The sequence below is a fragment of the Enterobacter cloacae complex sp. AR_0002 genome, assembly GCF_001922365.1.
GTDB classification, from domain to species: domain Bacteria; phylum Pseudomonadota; class Gammaproteobacteria; order Enterobacterales; family Enterobacteriaceae; genus Enterobacter; species Enterobacter hormaechei_C.
This window is the reverse complement of the sequence record NZ_CP018814.1, coordinates 4,343,599-4,359,341: the sequence shown is the minus strand read 5'-3', so window position 1 is coordinate 4,359,341 and position 15,743 is coordinate 4,343,599. Positions and strand designations below refer to the sequence as shown.

General features: G+C 54.3%; 18 protein-coding genes. 7 read left to right on the top strand and 11 right to left on the bottom strand.

Annotated elements, in window-relative coordinates; genetic code table 11:
• Positions 1-22: 22 nt before the first annotated feature.
• From AM329_RS21595 to AM329_RS21580, 4 genes are read right to left on the bottom strand one after another with little or no spacing between them, the layout of a single operon-like run.
• Positions 23-364 carry a DUF5347 domain-containing protein gene (locus AM329_RS21595; protein WP_032610572.1) on the bottom strand — a complete coding sequence of 114 codons (342 nt, stop codon included), beginning with the start codon at positions 362-364 and terminating at the stop codon, positions 23-25.
• Positions 328-528: a phage filamentation protein Fil family protein gene (locus AM329_RS21590; RefSeq protein ID WP_015386352.1), complete on the bottom strand. Its 201-nt coding sequence runs from the start codon at positions 526-528 to the stop codon at positions 328-330. Before AM329_RS21590 ends, AM329_RS21595 begins: the two co-directional genes overlap by 37 nt.
• Before the next feature lie 7 nt (positions 529-535).
• The gene (locus AM329_RS21585; RefSeq protein ID WP_015386351.1) at positions 536-1,045 is read right to left on the bottom strand and encodes a phage regulatory CII family protein; all 510 of its coding nucleotides are present in this window, start codon (positions 1,043-1,045) and stop codon (positions 536-538) included.
• Between the two features lie 34 nt (positions 1,046-1,079).
• On the bottom strand, positions 1,080-1,316 hold the full coding sequence (locus AM329_RS21580) for a hypothetical protein (RefSeq protein WP_015386350.1): 237 nt from the start codon (positions 1,314-1,316) through the stop codon (positions 1,080-1,082).
• A 101-nt stretch (positions 1,317-1,417) separates the two neighbouring features.
• Here AM329_RS21580 and AM329_RS21575 point away from each other — a divergent pair, with 101 nt between their 5' ends.
• From AM329_RS21575 to AM329_RS21560, 4 genes are all read left to right on the top strand, one after another.
• Positions 1,418-2,032, top strand: a complete 615-nt coding sequence (locus AM329_RS21575; protein WP_032610574.1) for a phage repressor protein CI — start codon at positions 1,418-1,420, stop codon at positions 2,030-2,032.
• An 11-nt stretch (positions 2,033-2,043) separates the two neighbouring features.
• Positions 2,044-2,943: an NAD-dependent DNA ligase gene (locus AM329_RS21570; RefSeq protein WP_075155270.1), complete on the top strand. Its 900-nt coding sequence runs from the start codon at positions 2,044-2,046 to the stop codon at positions 2,941-2,943.
• A 9-nt stretch (positions 2,944-2,952) separates the two neighbouring features.
• Positions 2,953-3,966, top strand: a complete 1,014-nt coding sequence (locus AM329_RS21565; RefSeq protein WP_032610576.1) for a tyrosine-type recombinase/integrase — start codon at positions 2,953-2,955, stop codon at positions 3,964-3,966.
• 377 nt (positions 3,967-4,343) lie between these two features.
• Positions 4,344-5,513 (top strand): DNA repair ATPase, encoded by a 1,170-nt coding sequence (locus AM329_RS21560; RefSeq protein ID WP_003862593.1) that lies wholly within the window; start codon positions 4,344-4,346, stop codon positions 5,511-5,513.
• On the opposite strand, the gene AM329_RS21555 is transcribed toward AM329_RS21560, so the two are convergent.
• Entirely contained in the window at positions 5,514-6,278 is a 765-nt protein-coding gene (locus tag AM329_RS21555) for a siderophore-interacting protein (RefSeq protein ID WP_032607938.1), read from the bottom strand.
• Between the two features lie 145 nt (positions 6,279-6,423).
• On the opposite strand from AM329_RS21555, the gene AM329_RS21550 reads away from it, so the two are divergent.
• A complete protein-coding gene (locus tag AM329_RS21550) occupies positions 6,424-6,918 on the top strand; it encodes a PadR family transcriptional regulator (RefSeq protein WP_003862595.1) in 495 nt (164 codons plus the stop codon).
• Here AM329_RS21550 and AM329_RS21545 read toward each other — a convergent pair.
• Entirely contained in the window at positions 6,915-8,474 is a 1,560-nt protein-coding gene (locus AM329_RS21545) for a methyl-accepting chemotaxis protein (RefSeq protein ID WP_032607942.1), read from the bottom strand. The two genes, AM329_RS21550 and AM329_RS21545, sit on opposite strands and share 4 nt — an antisense overlap.
• A gap of 239 nt (positions 8,475-8,713) precedes the next feature.
• Positions 8,714-10,234: a PAS domain-containing methyl-accepting chemotaxis protein gene (locus tag AM329_RS21540; RefSeq protein ID WP_032607945.1), complete on the bottom strand. Its 1,521-nt coding sequence runs from the start codon at positions 10,232-10,234 to the stop codon at positions 8,714-8,716.
• Positions 10,235-10,657: 423 nt separating this feature from the next.
• Here AM329_RS21540 and ygjG point away from each other — a divergent pair, with 423 nt between their 5' ends.
• Complete coding sequence (gene ygjG, locus AM329_RS21530) at positions 10,658-12,037, top strand: putrescine aminotransferase (protein ID WP_032607946.1); 1,380 nt, start codon at positions 10,658-10,660, stop codon at positions 12,035-12,037.
• An 85-nt stretch (positions 12,038-12,122) separates the two neighbouring features.
• On the opposite strand, the gene AM329_RS21525 is transcribed toward ygjG, so the two are convergent.
• On the bottom strand, positions 12,123-12,725 hold the full coding sequence (locus AM329_RS21525) for a helix-turn-helix transcriptional regulator (RefSeq protein ID WP_003862602.1): 603 nt from the start codon (positions 12,723-12,725) through the stop codon (positions 12,123-12,125).
• A gap of 42 nt (positions 12,726-12,767) precedes the next feature.
• Here AM329_RS21525 and AM329_RS21520 point away from each other — a divergent pair, with 42 nt between their 5' ends.
• The gene (locus AM329_RS21520) at positions 12,768-13,457 is read left to right on the top strand and encodes a B3/4 domain-containing protein (RefSeq protein WP_003862604.1); all 690 of its coding nucleotides are present in this window, start codon (positions 12,768-12,770) and stop codon (positions 13,455-13,457) included.
• A 94-nt stretch (positions 13,458-13,551) separates the two neighbouring features.
• Here the strand turns inward: AM329_RS21520 and lsrG are convergent, their stop codons facing one another.
• Genes lsrG through lsrB form a run of 3 tightly spaced genes read right to left on the bottom strand, consistent with a single transcriptional unit; the run spans position 13,552 to position 15,742 of the window.
• Entirely contained in the window at positions 13,552-13,845 is a 294-nt protein-coding gene (lsrG, locus tag AM329_RS21515) for a (4S)-4-hydroxy-5-phosphonooxypentane-2,3-dione isomerase (RefSeq protein WP_003862606.1), read from the bottom strand.
• Positions 13,842-14,729 carry a 3-hydroxy-5-phosphonooxypentane-2,4-dione thiolase gene (lsrF, locus tag AM329_RS21510; RefSeq protein WP_032607947.1) on the bottom strand — a complete coding sequence of 296 codons (888 nt, stop codon included), beginning with the start codon at positions 14,727-14,729 and terminating at the stop codon, positions 13,842-13,844. The genes lsrG and lsrF overlap by 4 nt, the downstream gene beginning before the upstream one ends.
• An 11-nt stretch (positions 14,730-14,740) precedes the next feature.
• The gene (gene lsrB, locus AM329_RS21505) at positions 14,741-15,742 is read right to left on the bottom strand and encodes an autoinducer 2 ABC transporter substrate-binding protein LsrB (protein WP_032607948.1); all 1,002 of its coding nucleotides are present in this window, start codon (positions 15,740-15,742) and stop codon (positions 14,741-14,743) included.
• Position 15,743: the final 1 nt, after the last annotated feature.

The following is a 15,743-nucleotide window of genomic DNA, read 5'->3' as shown; positions in this document are numbered from 1 at the left end:
CGCCATTAATTTCTGTTGTGGATTAATTCGGCATGGTTAGCCGTTTGGGAAATAAGCTCACCACTGCACGAAAATGATTCATTGCTTTCACCAGTTCCCGCTTTTCGTCAGTAGTCAGATCACTAATATTGACGCCGTGACGTTCTGCCGGAATTTTTGCCATATAAAAAATGGCTGCCAGTGCCCGCTCATTCTGTTTATTATTTACGTCGCGTGGATCGCGCATATCTTTAATAAACCTTTCAAGCTCCGGCTCAAGATTCAGACCAAACACTTTAGCCCTCAATTCCGCAATATGGTTCAGTCCGTCCAGGCGTTCACCGGGGCTTAATGGAACAGTCGCCGTAGCGCCTTCAATAGCCATGATTTCCCCTGTTTGGTTGTGGACAGGTCAGCCAGCAGTTCATCCTGAGAGCGGCACGGGTGCCAGCGTTTGCCATCCTTCCCCATGATCCAGCCGTGACCGTAATGCATTGCCGGGCTTTGCTTTATGAGAAGTGACGCGAAAGATGGTTCTTTAGTCAGCATAACCACCTCAGATCAGACCGAACGAAGCGCCGAGGCCCGTCACGGTATCCACCGCGCTTGCCATCGCCGGGTTGGCCTGTAAACGCGCCTGCATCGAAACGGCAGCCAGTGCCATCAGACGAGTAACAGAGTTAATGCTGCTGATAACATCGCGGCGGCCTGCGGTGGTTTTCACATCACCCGATACGGCACCGGCAGCAACACGTCCGATTTCAGCAGTAGCGCTCATGACGTAATGCGGCAGCTTCTCTTTTGCCACTTCGTTCATCGGCACGCATGGCAGGCAGTGAATCTGGGCCAGAAAACCGTCAACCAGCGTGGAGTCCTCAGTAAGATCGGTAAGCAGCCAGATTTCCGACGGCGTGAGCTGATGCGGTTGCTCCGGGTTCAGTTTGTTACGCAGCGTCTGGACGTTCATCCCCGCACGTTCTGCAAGCTTCGCCATGTTGTGACGCAGCGCAAAAGCCCGGCAGGCTTCGTCAAAATGCGGATGTTTGGAAACACGATAATCAAACATGATGTAAATCCTTTTCTATCCCAAAATGGAACTATCAGGCTTGCATTGCGACTTCGCAGCCTTGGGCCGCTTCCATCGTCAACGCGAACATGTTGATTTCGATAAGGCTGTTAACTCCGGCTTTTTTCCTGATAGGCAGGCGGTTTTCCCGGATCATTTGACGGGCATAGCTTGGCTTATAACCAGTACGGCGACAGAACTCATCCAGTGTGATGAATGGCTCAGATACCACAAGGTTGATGCTGGGGCGCATTGAAAAATTGCTTTTCATGATGCACTATTCCTCAGTTTGTGTTTAAAAACTTCACTATTCGGAACTATTCGCAATCATTCCGAACACCACAAAACCGATGATAGGATCGCATTTTAAATATGTCAAACACAAAAGAGACCCTTTCCGCGATCTCAAAATACAACTTTCCATCTCAAAGTGGTGGAAAGGAAGCGATAACACGTATCCTCCAGGCCTATGGATTCAGTACCAGACAGGCTTTGTGCGATCACCTTGGGGTATCCCAGAGCACTATGGCAAACCGTTGGATGCGCGATACTTTTCCACATGATTGGCTCATTGCCTGCCATCTTGATACAGGTGCATCTATGCTTTGGTTAACTACAGGACAAGGCTTGCCCACAACAAAAGCAGATAGCGACAGTGGATTGCCTTTGCAATTAAAAGAAATCTCAAACGGGATTTTTTCATCCTCTGACCAAGTTCGCTACGACTCTCGCCTTTTACCTCAAGACACAACTGCCCCATTCATTGTGAAGTTTGAAAATTCGTTCTATCTAGTGGACGAGTTCAGGGGAGAGATCAACGATGGAATCTGGTTGATTGAAATAGATGGCTTTATGAGTATCAGACAGGTTTACCGTCTTCCAGGCGGACGTTTACGCGTAGAAAATGGCCCCGCATCCTTTGAGTGCACACCATCGGATATTGAAGCCAATGGCAGAGTGATCAGCAAAATAACGTTTACTGAATAAGGAATATTGGTATGACTCAATTTAGCGCTTTCAACTATACACACAATAGAGATAAAGCCATCGCTAACTTAATCAACCTAATTGAAGGGATGACCTGTGACGGGAAACTAAGTGAAAAAGAAATGATTTTCCTTGATACGTGGCTGATGGAATCAGACGTTCTTTCCCAAAATTATTTCGTAAACTGCATCAGAAATAAAATAAGTGAAATCCTTTCGGATGGTGTAGTTGAAAAAGCTGAATTAGACGAATTGAAAGACCTGCTCCATGAAATGCAACTCGGATTGATGGATACTCCTAACATAGACCTTTACTCAGCTGACTCTGACAAGCATTTGCTAGAGGGTCTATGTAAGGGGCTTGCTTCCGACTATCATTTGAGCGATGAAGAAATCAGCTATTTAAACTGGTTCTTATCTACAAATGCAGCTTTAAAAAGCAACTATCCCGGCAAACATCTTTACGAACTGGTTCAATCAATCCTGAGTGATGGGGTGATCACAGACGAAGAACGCACCAAATTATTACAAGAAATTACTGCTTTCACTGGCTCAAATATTTCTGAGGGTATTGTGGATGGATATTCCACAACATCACCTGTTGACCTAATTGATGAGTTTAACCCTACAGATAGTAAAGTCTGTCTCACTGGTAAGTTTCTATGTGGCTCCCGTAGACAATGTGAAAGTGACCTTTTAAAGCTTGGCTGCCAAATTGTTGATCGTGTTACTCAAGATTTGGACTATCTAATTATTGGTGCCCTCAGCTCTAAGGATTGGAAATTTCAAAGCTTCGGAAGAAAGATAGAACAGGCTATTGATTATCGTGACAATAAAGGAGTTCCGCTCAAAATCCTCAGTGAAGAACACTGGCAAACCTTAATGCGTGATAATAATTCTATATCTCAATAGGCCTGCAGAATGGCAGTAAGCAAATTAAGCAATGGAAAGTGGCAGGCTCAGGTCTTCCCCAACGGTAGGGATGGGCGGCGTATTCGTCGCCAATTCGCCACCAAAGGGGAAGCCATGGCCTTTGAACGCCACATTAAGGATCAAGCACAGGATAAGCCTTGGTTAGGAGAGAAAGCAGATAAGCGACGGGTTACAGACCTTGTTGAAACTTGGTTCAATGCTCATGGAGTTACACTCTCTGATGGCCTCAAGCGTAAGGGGGCGATGGAGTTTGCCTGCTTCGCCATGGGCAACCCTCTTGCAACTGAATTTAACGCCAAGCTTTTTGCAACCTACCGTGAGCAACGTTTAAGCGGGAAAATTACACGTTCTGATCGGGTAAAAGCAGTGACACCCCGCACCGTTAATCTTGAGCTGGCGTATTTCCGCGCCATGTTCAACGAACTGAAAAGGCTGGATGACTGGAGTGCGCCCAATCCGCTCGAAAACGTCCGGGAATTTAAAATTGATGAGGCAGAGCTGGCCTGGCTCACAGTCGAAGAAGTCAAGCAACTGCTGGCAGAGTGTGAGAAAAGTAAAGCGGTAGATTTAGTAACCATCGTCAAAATATGCCTTGCAACCGGCGCACGATGGGGCGAGGCGGAGTCACTAACAGGCAAGCAAATAAGCCCCGGCAAAATCACTTATATCAAAACCAAGGGCAAGAAAAACCGCGCCGTTCCAATAAGTGATGAGCTTTACGAAATACTCCCAAAAGTAAGAACATCAAAACCAGTCTTTACGGGGTGCTATTCTGCGTTTCGTGGGGCAATTAAGCGAGCGGGGATTGAGCTACCTGACGGGCAGCTGTCACACGTTCTACGGCACACATTTGCAAGCCACTTTATGATGCGCGGGGGTAACATTCTTGTACTGCAGCGTATCCTTGGACATACTGATATTAAGGTGACGATGCGCTATGCTCATTTCGCCCCAGACCATCTGACAGAAGCAGTGGAGTACAACCCCTTAAATCTGATTTGATGGCAGCAAAATGGCAGCAAACCTATTCACTATGCTTTCATATTCCCCACTATTCGACGGCGCAAGACGTTGAAATTAAAGTAACTTATTGTTTTATAAGCTTTAAGTTTGGGACTCATAATCGCTTGGTCGCTGGTTCAAGTCCAGCAGGGGCCACCAAATTTTAGCTTTAGAATCATCCAGTTAAGCCACTCGATTGAGTGGCTTTTTTGTAAGTAATCCACCACACGTAGCCCGGCCTGCCGCTTCCCCTCACAAACCCTAAAAACTAAAGAAATCCCCCATCGCGCCGATCATCATCCGTGTGTATTATTTCCTGTAGCTTTTACAACAACTAACTTTAACTCAAATACTTAAGCGCCAGAGCGAAAGGCATCATGAGCACACCGATCAAACGGCTAGAAATCATTAAAAATGCCATTGAGCTGGAAGATGACGACATCATCCGGAGCCAGCTTAAACGTCTCAAAGAGGAAGCCTTTGACGATGAACTCCTGTCCATCGTCGCGGCGCTTGAGCAGAAAAACTACACCGCAGCCCTTCGCGCTATCACCACCTGGCTGCAAAGCCAGCGCGCCGTTACCCCGTGGCGTGACCCGCAGCTGGCGGCCAGCAAGCTGGAGCTAAAAGCCCTGGAAGAGCGTCTGCGCGATCTGATTGATCGCCGTAACGCCCGGGTACAGCAGCTTGATGAGTTCAACGATCTCTATTTCTCCCGCCTCGGGCCGCTGATGCAGCAGATCCTCGCCCTGCGTAAAACGCTGGCGGAGCTTAACCTGCGTCGTCAGCAGGCGGAGACGCGTCGTCGGGAAGAGGATTACCGCCGCTGCCAGAGCTATATGGCGCAGGCCGTAGAGGTTCTGACAACGCTCACCCGGCGCTGGCGAGATCTGCCTGCGGATTCCGTTCAGGCGGCAGAGGCGCGCAAGCATCTTCAGCAGCAAAGTAATCTGATTGCCAACCTGCTGGCCGAAGCGATGGAGCTGGAGACCGGGTTAACGCGTGAAGAAGAGCCAGCACGTCAGGCGCGCGATGAGGCCAACGAAGAGTACAAGAAGTATCGCGAACAGCATCATGATGCCGAAGTTCGCCTGCGTAAAGGCAAGGATCTCTCTGAAGAGGATCGGAACGAGCTGAAGCGGCTCTGGCGTCAGGCGAGTAAGCTATGCCACCCGGATCTGGTTGCCGATGATTTAAAAGAAGAAGCCAACAGGATGATGGTGCAACTCAACCAGGCCAAACAGCGCGGCGACGTGAAGGCCATTCGCTTGCTGGTCGCCCGTCTGCAACAAGGGTTTGAACCGATGATGGCGAGCGACAGGCTGAACGACCTGGAACGTATTCGCAAAAAAATGGCGCAGGTGCGTGAGCAAATCGACACCCTGGTGAACGAGCTGGCAGAGCTGGAGAAAGAAGAGTCCTGGCTGCTCGTCTCGTCGCTCAGCAATATGGAAGCCTACTTTGCCCAGCAGGAGAAAGCGCTGAAAGAGGTATGCGCCTCGCTCGAACATCAGGTGAGCGAAGCGCAGCTGGATCCCGCTGCCTGATTATTTGGCGTGCCAGTACGCGCTGGCACGCACCAGCTGTGGGTCAATTGCGTCGGTTTCAAACTGACGGCTCAGGCGTTTTACCACTTTCCCCTCTCCGGTCAGCCAGATAAAGTAATCCTCTTCCGGCACGGCCAGCGCGGCAAGATGGTCGGCCACCGCCTGCTCGTTGTGGCCGATAACCCAGGTGATGTTGAACCCGCTCAGGTGCGCCAGATAGTCCTGGTACGTCGCATCGCCCACGGTGACGATGGCGTGGATCGCCGGGCGAACAGGCAGTTTTGCGATGCCTTCTAAACGGCGGCGCAGCGCGGGCATGCCCGACTCGTCGCACACGTACAGCTGCCAGGCGTAATCTTCCGGCACCACCAGCGAACCACGCGGACCGCCGATGGTCAGCTTGTCGCCCACCTTCGCCTCTACCGCCCAGTTGCTGGCAATGCCACCATCATGAACGAAGAAATCGAGCGCCAGCTCATGTTTTTCGTCATCGTACAGCGGGGTATAGTCACGCGCTTGCGGACGCACGCCGTCGCCCCAGTCGATGCCTTCATCAGTCACCACAGGCGGCACGAAAGTGGTGCCCGGTGCCGGGAAAAAGACTTTGGTATGGTCGTCAAAGCCGCGAGAGCTAAAGCCCTCCAGCGCCTCGCCGCCTAGCACAATGCGCTGAAATCCTGCACTGACTCGCTCAGTGCGCATCACGTTAAGCTCACGAAAACGCAGGTCATTGCGGACACGTTGAGGGTAACGGGTAGATGCCATGTTGATGCCCTTCTCAGGTGAATACGATATATCGGAATGAATTTTTAATGATAATGATTGCTATTAACTCAGAAATCAAGATTTTTTAGATTGCATCTGAATATATCTTAGATATATTTTAGATATATCAAATTGAGGAAGAAACATGCGACACGAACACGACGGCGGCGGACGCCGGCCACGATTTTTTGGTCATGGCGATCTGCGGCTGGTGATCCTGGATATCCTGACCCGCAACGCGAGCCATGGTTATGAGCTGATCAAAGAGATCGAGAACCTGACGCAGGGACATTACACGCCAAGCCCTGGCGTGATCTATCCGACGCTGGATTACTTGCAGGATCAGGCGCTTATCACCATTACCGAAGAAGAGAACGGCCGTAAGCGGATTGCGATTAACGCCGCCGGAGAACAGTGGCTGGAAGATAACCGGGAACAGCTGGAGCAGATCCAGACGCGTATCAAGGCGCGCTCCGTCGGTTTCCAGCTGCGCAAAAACCCGCAGATGAAGCGGGCGCTGGATAACTTCAAAGCGGTTCTGGATCTGAAGGTTAATCAGGGAGAGCTCAGCGACGCGCAGTTAAAACAGATTATCGGCGTGATTGACCGCGCGGCACTGGAGATCTCCCAGCTGGATTAAGCCAGCACGCCGTCGCTCACGCGGAACACGCGGACCAGCTCTTTCAGGTGCATGGCCTGTTCGTTAAGGGATGCCGCCGCCGCAACGGACTCCTCCACCAGCGCGGAGTTCTGTTGGGTGGTGGCGTCTATCAGGCCAATCGCGCTGTTGATCTGCGAGATGCCTTCCGTCTGTTCGTGGCTGGCCTGGCGAATCTCACGCAGGATGACGTCCATCTCTTCCACGTTGCCGACCATGCCGTTGATAAGCCCGCTGGCCTTCTCCACAAGGTTCATGCCGTCCTGCGTCTGGCTTGTGGAGCTTTCAATCAGCTGGCGGATCTCACTTGCGGATGTTGCACTTTTCTGCGCGAGCTGACGTACCTCGCCCGCCACCACCGCAAAGCCACGACCATGCTCACCCGCGCGCGCCGCTTCGACCGCCGCGTTCAGCGCCAGAATATTAGTCTGGAAGGCAATGGCGTCGATCAGGTCGATAATGTCGGACATCCTGTTCGATGTTTCGTTGATCAGGCGCATCTTGCTGGTGACCTGCTTCATCATCTCGCCGTTGTTTTTGACCACAGCAGCCGCATCGGCAGACAGGTTCGTCGCTTCTCCGGTGTGGGACGCGGTATTCTTCACCGTAGCGGTGATCTGCTCCATCGACGCGGCCGTCTGTTCAACGGAACTGGCCTGCTCCTCCGTGCGGGCAGCCAGATCCTGGTTGCCCGCGACAATCTGCGCGGCGGCGCTGGAGATGTTTTCCGATCCGGTTTGCACCTGCTGCACAATCTCCAGCAGGCGCGTTTTCATCTCCATCAGTGCGGTGAGTAGCAGTCCGGTTTCATCTTTACCGTGCGAGGTAATGCTGCCGGTGAGATCGCCATCGGCAATGGCCTCCGCAAAATTCACCGCGTCGTTCAGCGGGCGGGTAATGGATTGCACAATGAACCAGCCAGTCAGGCTGGCTGCCGCGACGCTAAAAAGCGTAATCAGGATCAGCAGGAGACGATTGGTGCGGAAATCACCTTCCACCTGCTCGCCCGCACTCTGCATTTCATGGTCCTGGATCGCAATCAACGCCTGCACTTTCGCTTTATAGGACTGTTGCAGGTTCAGGGTGTTGGTCATCATTTCGTTTATCGCGCCCGCACGGTCGTTATTCTGCACGGCCTGCAAAATGCGGTAGCGCGAGTCAAGATATTGCTGGCGCACGCCGTGGATATCGGCCAGCACCTGTTGGGATTTTTTATCCTTGAGAGCGTTGTCCAGCTCGCTCAGGATTGCGGCGATGCGCTCGCTGATCGCCTTCAGACGCTGCTCTGATTGCGCCGTGTACGTCCCCTGTTCGTCCAGCAGCATGAGCTGCTGCGTGCTGATAAATTCCTGGAAGTTGTCGATTAACTGGTTCGCTTTTACCGTCGTTGGATAATCGCTGGTAAGGATGGTTTGCATTCCATTGTTTGCCCGATTCAGGCTCATCAGAGACAAGTTTGCGCTGACGACCATCAGGACAATAAATAATCCAAACGCCAGAAATAATTTCGTGCCGATCTTTACGTCATGTATGAACATATTTACCCCATCGATGTGATTATTTCTCAGACGATCGCTGTTATCGACAGGAAACTCTCTAACTTTATGACTTTGATCGTTTTTTTATTTCCCACTTTCAATAAATCCGGGGCGTAGCAATTAAAAAACGGGTGCTTTTTTTAGTTACTTAATATTTCATTAACAACATAACGTATTCTGAAAAACAAAAAAGCCGTTTACCCCGGAGGAATAAACGGCTTTATCGAAGCATGCATTTCTTAATGCAGCACGGTAACCGCATCTTCAAGACGTCCGGCCCGGTGCTTAACCATCGCGGAAATCTGCGCGCTCTCTTCGACCAGGTCAGCATTTTTCTGCGTAATGCTGTCCAGCTCTGCCACGGCACGGGTCAGCTCTGTCAGGCCTGTCGCCTGCTCTGAGGTGGCGTGGCTGATCTGCGCGATAAGCTGCGTGACGTTTTTCACCTGCTCGACAATATCATCCATGGTACGTCCCGCGGCGTGGACCTGATCGGCGCCCGACTGCACTTTGCTGGCGCTGGCGTCGATCAGCTTACGAATATCGTTAGCTGCATTCGCGCTGCGGCTGGCAAGATGACGCACTTCGCCCGCCACCACCGCAAAGCTTTTCCCCTGCTCGCCCGCGCGTGCCGCCTCAACCGCGGCGTTCAGCGCCAGAATATTGGTCTGGAAGGCAATGTCATTGATAAGCGAGGTAATAGAGCCAATGCGCTGGGTACTGTCGGCTATGTCATCCATGGTTTTCACCACGGTCTGCATCACGGTGCCCCCCTGCGTGGCCGCGCTGCTGGCGGCCATCGACAGCTTGTCGACTTCGGCTGCGGTCTCAGAGTTACTCTGCACCGACGCCGCCATCTGGTTCATTGTTGCCACGGTCTGCTGCACGTTAGCCACGGTCTGGCGCGTGCGATCGTTGAGATCTTCATTGCCCTGCGCCAGCCTGTCGCTGCCGTCGCGCACGCTCACCACCTGGCTGGAGACGTCGTTGATCAGCCAGCGGCACATCAGCCCCAGCTGTCCGACGGCCCGCAGCGTCAGCCCCAGTTCATCGCTGCGGCTAAGATGCTGCACGCTGTTACGCTCTCCGGTAGCGACCCTGAGCGCCTGCCGTGCGACGTTTTCCACCGGGCGGACAATCTGTTGTTCAAACACCAGGGTGCCAAGCAGCATCACCACGGCTGCCGCCACCAGCGAAGCCCAGCCCGCAGCACTGGCAACCAGCGTTGCGGCCATCACCGCAAAAAGTACCGCCATTACGCTGCGCACGCGCCAGCGCAGCGGCATCGCCGGTAATTTGCCGAGCCAGCCTTTGCGCACCACCAGCCCTTTATGAATGCGTTTTTTGCTACGTCCTTCGTTGAGCGCCTTATAAAGCGGCTCCACTGCGGCGACCTCGTCCTCGGTGGCGCGGGTACGAATGGACATATAGCCCGTCATCTGGCCGTTACGCACCATCGGTACCGCATTGGCGCGTACCCAATAGTGATCGCCATTTTTACGTCGGTTTTTGACAATCCCGCTCCAGGGTTCGCCCTTTTGCAGCGTGTACCACATGTCGGCAAAAGCCGCTTTCGGCATATCCGGATGGCGCACAATGTTGTGCGGTTGCCCGAGCAGCTCCTGGAGCGTAAAGCCGCTCACTTGCACAAAGGTGTCGTTAGTGTGGGTCATGTAGCTGTGGAGGTCGGTGGTCGACATAAGCGTGGTGTCATCGTCCAGCGGATATTCATTCTGGGTGACATAGTCAGGAGAGGACATAGTGAGCATCCCTTGCAGGTTATTTGAATGTTAATTTTGTGGCTTATGTTTTTTTCGGCGATAAAAAATTTATCTTTAGTTGTTAAATATGATTGAGATCGCAAATCTCGGTTAAACCGCACTTTTCGTGCGTTTTTCTAATTAATTGATTTAAAATACTTTCGAGACGAAACTACCTACAAAGCATGATCCCCCGGCGCACACTTAAGGCGCATTTCCTGCCCTGGGGTAGTGCAATTGACGACACCCCATCCCCGGCTCGTTATCCCTTATCCCGTGCGGCGCGCAATGGCATGATTAAATATTGTGCAAATTTGATTTCACCTGGCGTTTATCCCGATTTTTGTTAAGGCATCTGAGGTGGCGTAATCCCTGCAATAATTAACTCAGTATCATGTGATACGCGATCCCCGGGAGCATATTTTGAACAGGTTACCTTCCAGCGCCTCGGCTCTTGCCTGTACCGCGCACGCACTGAATCTCATTGAAAAGCGAACGCTTGATCATGAGGAGATGAAACAACTTAACCGTGAGGTCATTGATTACTTTAAAGAGCATGTGAATCCTGGTTTTCTGGAGTATCGCAAATCTGTTACCGCCGGCGGGGATTACGGAGCCGTAGAGTGGCAAGCGGGCAGTCTGAATACGCTTGTCGACACCCAGGGACAGGAGTTTATCGATTGCCTGGGTGGTTTTGGTATTTTCAACGTGGGGCACCGTAATCCAGTTGTGGTTTCCGCCGTACAGAATCAACTTGCGAAACAACCTCTCCATAGCCAGGAACTGCTCGATCCGCTTCGCGCCATGCTCGCGAAAACGCTGGCAGCCTTAACGCCCGGCAAACTGAAATACAGCTTCTTCAGCAACAGCGGCACCGAATCGGTCGAAGCGGCGATTAAACTCGCCAAAGCGTACCAGTCGCCACGCGGGAAATTTACCTTTATCGCCACCAGCGGCGCGTTCCACGGGAAATCCCTGGGCGCGCTGTCGGCGACCGCTAAATCCACTTTCCGTAAACCGTTTATGCCGCTGCTGCCGGGCTTCCGCCACGTACCGTTCGGCGACATCAACGCCATGCGCACCATGCTCGGCGAATGCCGTAAAACCGGCGACGACGTGGCGGCGGTGATCCTGGAGCCGATTCAGGGTGAAGGCGGCGTGATCCTCCCGCCGCAGGGCTATCTGCCCGCCGTGCGTCAGCTGTGCGATGAGATTGGCGCGCTGCTGATCCTCGACGAAGTGCAGACCGGGATGGGGCGCACCGGCAAGATGTTCGCCTGTGAGCATGAGAACGTTCAGCCGGATATTCTGTGCCTGGCAAAAGCGCTCGGCGGCGGCGTGATGCCGATTGGCGCAACGGTCGCCACTGAAGAGGTGTTCTCGGTGCTGTTCGACAATCCATTCCTGCATACCACCACCTTTGGCGGTAACCCGCTGGCCTGCGCGGCCGCGCTGGCGACCATCAACGTGCTGCTGGAGCAAAACCTGCCTGCGCAGGCGGAGCAGAAAGGCGACATGCTGCTGGACGGCTTCCGCCAGCTGGGCCGGGAATACCCGGATCTGGTACAGGATGCGCGCGGGAAAGGGATGCTGATGGCGATTGAGTTCGTTGATAACGAAACCGGTTATAGCTTCGCAAGCGAGATGTTCCGCCAGCGGGTACTGGTGGCGGGAACGCTTAACAACTCGAAAACCATCCGCATTGAACCACCGTTGACGCTCACCATTGAGCAGTGTGAGCAGGTGCTGAAGGCGGCGCGTAAGGCGCTGGCGGCGCTGCGGGTGAGTGTGGAAGAGGCGTAAAAAAAGCCGGGTGGCGCTACGCTTTCCCGGCCTACAACATACTGCATATGCAAGCCCGGTAAGCGTAGCGCCACCGGGCTGCTTTTTATCGGTGAAACTCTGCCACCGTCATGGTGAAGCGAAGCACGGTATCGCTTTCATTGGCATAGCCGTGCGCCGCTTCCGTTTTCGCCACCGCCGACGCGCCAGCATTAACCTGTGCCACCGTCTCGTCCACCGTCAGGGTTAATACGCCTTCGTTCACATGCAGCAGCTCAAACGTTCCCGCCGGATGTCCCGGAGAAGTGAACGTTTCTCCCGGATGCATCTCCCACTGCCACAGCTCAATCATATCCGGGCCTGCGGTGCCTGCCAGCAATCTGGCGTAACCGCCCTGTGCGCCCTGCCACAGAACCGGGATCGCCTCTTCCTGAATAATGTGTATCTGCGGCTCGCTGGAGACGTTAACGATATCTGCCACCGAGACGCCAAGCGCGGCGGCCAGTTTACACAGAATGGCAATGCTGGGGTTGGCAGCCCCTTTTTCGATCTCCACCAGCATGCCTTTGCTGACGCTGGCGCGGCGAGAAAGCTCGTCCAGCGACAGTTTTTTCTCTTTCCGCCAGCTGCGGATACGGTTCGCGACGGCCAGGCTTACCTGGGCAACATCGGCACCCGCATCGGTCATTATATTGACTTTATCAGTCATTGGTCACTACCATGGTATAAAACAGTCAATACAGGATTATTTATGTCTCTTGTAACACCGTCAATAGATTCGCGACTTGTCGGGATCGCGCCCGGCTTTCGGGCGCTGAGCATTCTGGTTGAAGCTGCCCCGATTACCCAACCGGAGGTTGCGCCCGCTGCGCTGGCGCAGGCCTGCCAGCAGATGCTCAATGATGATGTGCCCTGGGCAGAAAATCATCTCGCCGCCTGGGATGAGGTGTTTAAAGCCTTTGGTGCAAAACCCAAACGTACGCCCTGCTCGGCCTCGGCCCTGCGCAAGCGCGTGATGAGAGACGGTTCGCTGCCGCCGCTCGACCCGGTGGTGGATATCTATAATGCCATCAGTATCCGCTACGCTATTCCGGTAGGGGGAGAAAATCTGGCGGCTTACTCGGGAGCGCCGCGCCTGACGCTGGCCGACGGCAGTGAGCCTTTTGATACCGTCAAAGAGGGTGAGCCGGTAGTCGAAAATCCGGAGCCAGGCGAAGTTATCTGGCGTGACGATCTTGGCATCACCTGCCGCCGCTGGAACTGGCGACAGGGGATACGCACGCGTCTGGACAGCCAGGCGCAGTCCATGTGGTTTATTCTCGAAAGCCTGCCGTCGATGCCGCTGGCGGCATTACAGGAAGCTGGCGATGAGCTGGTGAGCAATCTGCAAAAGCTGATGCCGGGCGCGACGGCGCGTATTCAGTTGCTGGAGCTGGCGTGAACAACGCCGGGTGGCGCTGCGCTTACCCGGCCTACAAAATCAACACCCCCCGTACCCGTAGGCCCGGTAAGCGCAGCGCCACCAGGCAAAACCGCTACTCCGGCAACAATCCGACAAAGCTGCGTTTTTTGCGCGGCTCCGACATCAGCTCCTCCAGCTTATCCACGCACGCGAGATAGTGCGGGGTTTGCTTATGCGCCAGTACCGCCTCTTCGTCTTTATAGGCTTCGTAGATAAAGAACCGGGTTTTCACCCGTGGGTCCTGCAATACGTCGAAGCGCAGGTTGCCCGGCTCCTTGATCGCCCCCTCGTGGTTGGCGCGAAATACCTCCAGAAACTCGTCCACCCGCTCGGGCTTGATGTTGATCTCCACCAGCGTCACGTTCATTTTGCTTCTCCCTGTTTCTCTTCCTGCCAGAACTGGAACGCCTCCCGGGCGCTCATGTTCTCGTGAACCACTTTCTTCACCGCCTTCAGCATGGCGAGCGGCGCGCTGGACTGGAAGATGTTGCGCCCCATGTCCACGCCGGACGCGCCCTGGTCTATCGCGCGCCAGCACATCTCCAGCGCCTCGTGCTCCGGCAGCTTTTTGCCCCCCGCGATAACGATCGGCACCGGGCAGCTGGCGGTCACTTTTTCAAAGCCCTCGTCCACATAGTAGGTTTTGACGAACTGCGCCCCCATTTCGGCGGCGATGCGGCTTGCCAGCGAAAAATACCGAGCGTCACGCGCCATCTCTTTCCCCACGCCCGTCACCGCCAGCGTCGGCATGCCGTAGCGCGCCCCTGCATCGACCAGCTTGATGATATTGTTGATCGACTGATGCTCAAACTCGCTTCCGATGTACACCTGCGCCGCCACCGCGCAGACGTTCAGGCGCAGCGCGTCTTCCATCGCCACCGCCACGCACTCGTTCGACAGTTCGCCCAGAATCGAGTTACCGCCGGAGGCGCGCAGCACCACCGGTTTGTTCGTCCCGGCAGGTACCTGGCTCCTGAGGATGCCGCGGGTGCACATCAGCACGTCGGTTTCGCCAAACAGCGGCGCGATGGAGAGATCGATACGCTCAAGGCCGGTGGTCGGTCCCTGAAAGTAGCCGTGGTCAAAGGCCAGCATCACCGTGCGGTTGCTCTGCGGGTTGAAAATGCGCGAAAGCCTTGACTGCATGCCCCAGTCGAGCGAGCCGCAGCCCTTCAGGGTGTACGGCACATTCTGCTGCGGCGTACCGATGCCAAAATCCTTGCCGTCTTTGATGTCGTCTAAATCAGCCATTTGCTCCCCCGTCAGAAATCGTATTTGCTGATGTTCTCTTTGGTGAACACCACGCGCTCCGGCAGCAGCACGATGCCGTTGCCCTTCGCCTCATACTGGTAGCCCTGCACGCTGTTCGGCTCGACCTTCAGCGTCCCGATATTTTTCACGTCTACGCTGTCGCCGACGTTAAGATCGCCTTTTTTCAGCAAACGATCGGCGACATTGACCGCAATTTTGCCCTGCTGCACTACGTCCCACAGGCCGAAGGCTTTCACCGTGCCGCGCTCAACGTACGGACGCATCACGTTTGGCGTGCTGAAGCCGACAATCGCCACCCCTTCCCGCTTCAGGTTTTCCGCCGCCTGTGCCGCGGCTGGCAGGGCGTTGGCGTCCGGGGCGATGATCGCATCCAGATCCGGATAGGCCTTTAAGATCCCTTCGGCGGTTTGCAACGATTTGGTGGCGTCGTTATAGCCAAACTGCGTGGTGACGACCTGCCACTGAGTATGATCTTTCTCGATTTTGGCCTTCGCCTCTTTCACCCACTGGTTCTGGTCGGTGACGGTAGGGCTGGAGTAGAAGAACGCCACTTTCGCGTTCGGTTTGGTGACCTGCTTGCCCGCCATCTCCACCAGCAGGCCGCCCAGCTGTTCCGGCGTCCCCTGATTGATGTAGATGCTGCGGCACTCCGGTTTGGTGTCGGAATCCCAGGTCAGGACCTTGACGCCGCGCTGCATCGCGCGCTTCAGCGCCGGGCAGAGACCGTCCGGTGACACGGCAGAGACGATGATGGCGTTATAGCCCTGGTTGACGAAGTTATTGATGAGCTGCACCTGACCGGAGACGCTCGGCTCGGTCGGGCCGTCGTAGGTCACGTCCACGCCAAGATCTTTCCCCGCCTCTTTCGCGCCGTTGCCGCCGCTGGTGAAGAATCCCACGCCTACCAGTTTCGGGATAAAGGCAATGCGGTCCGCCGCCTGCGCCGAAGCGAAGCTGAGGGCCATTGCCAGGACGAGCAGTTTTGTTTTCATC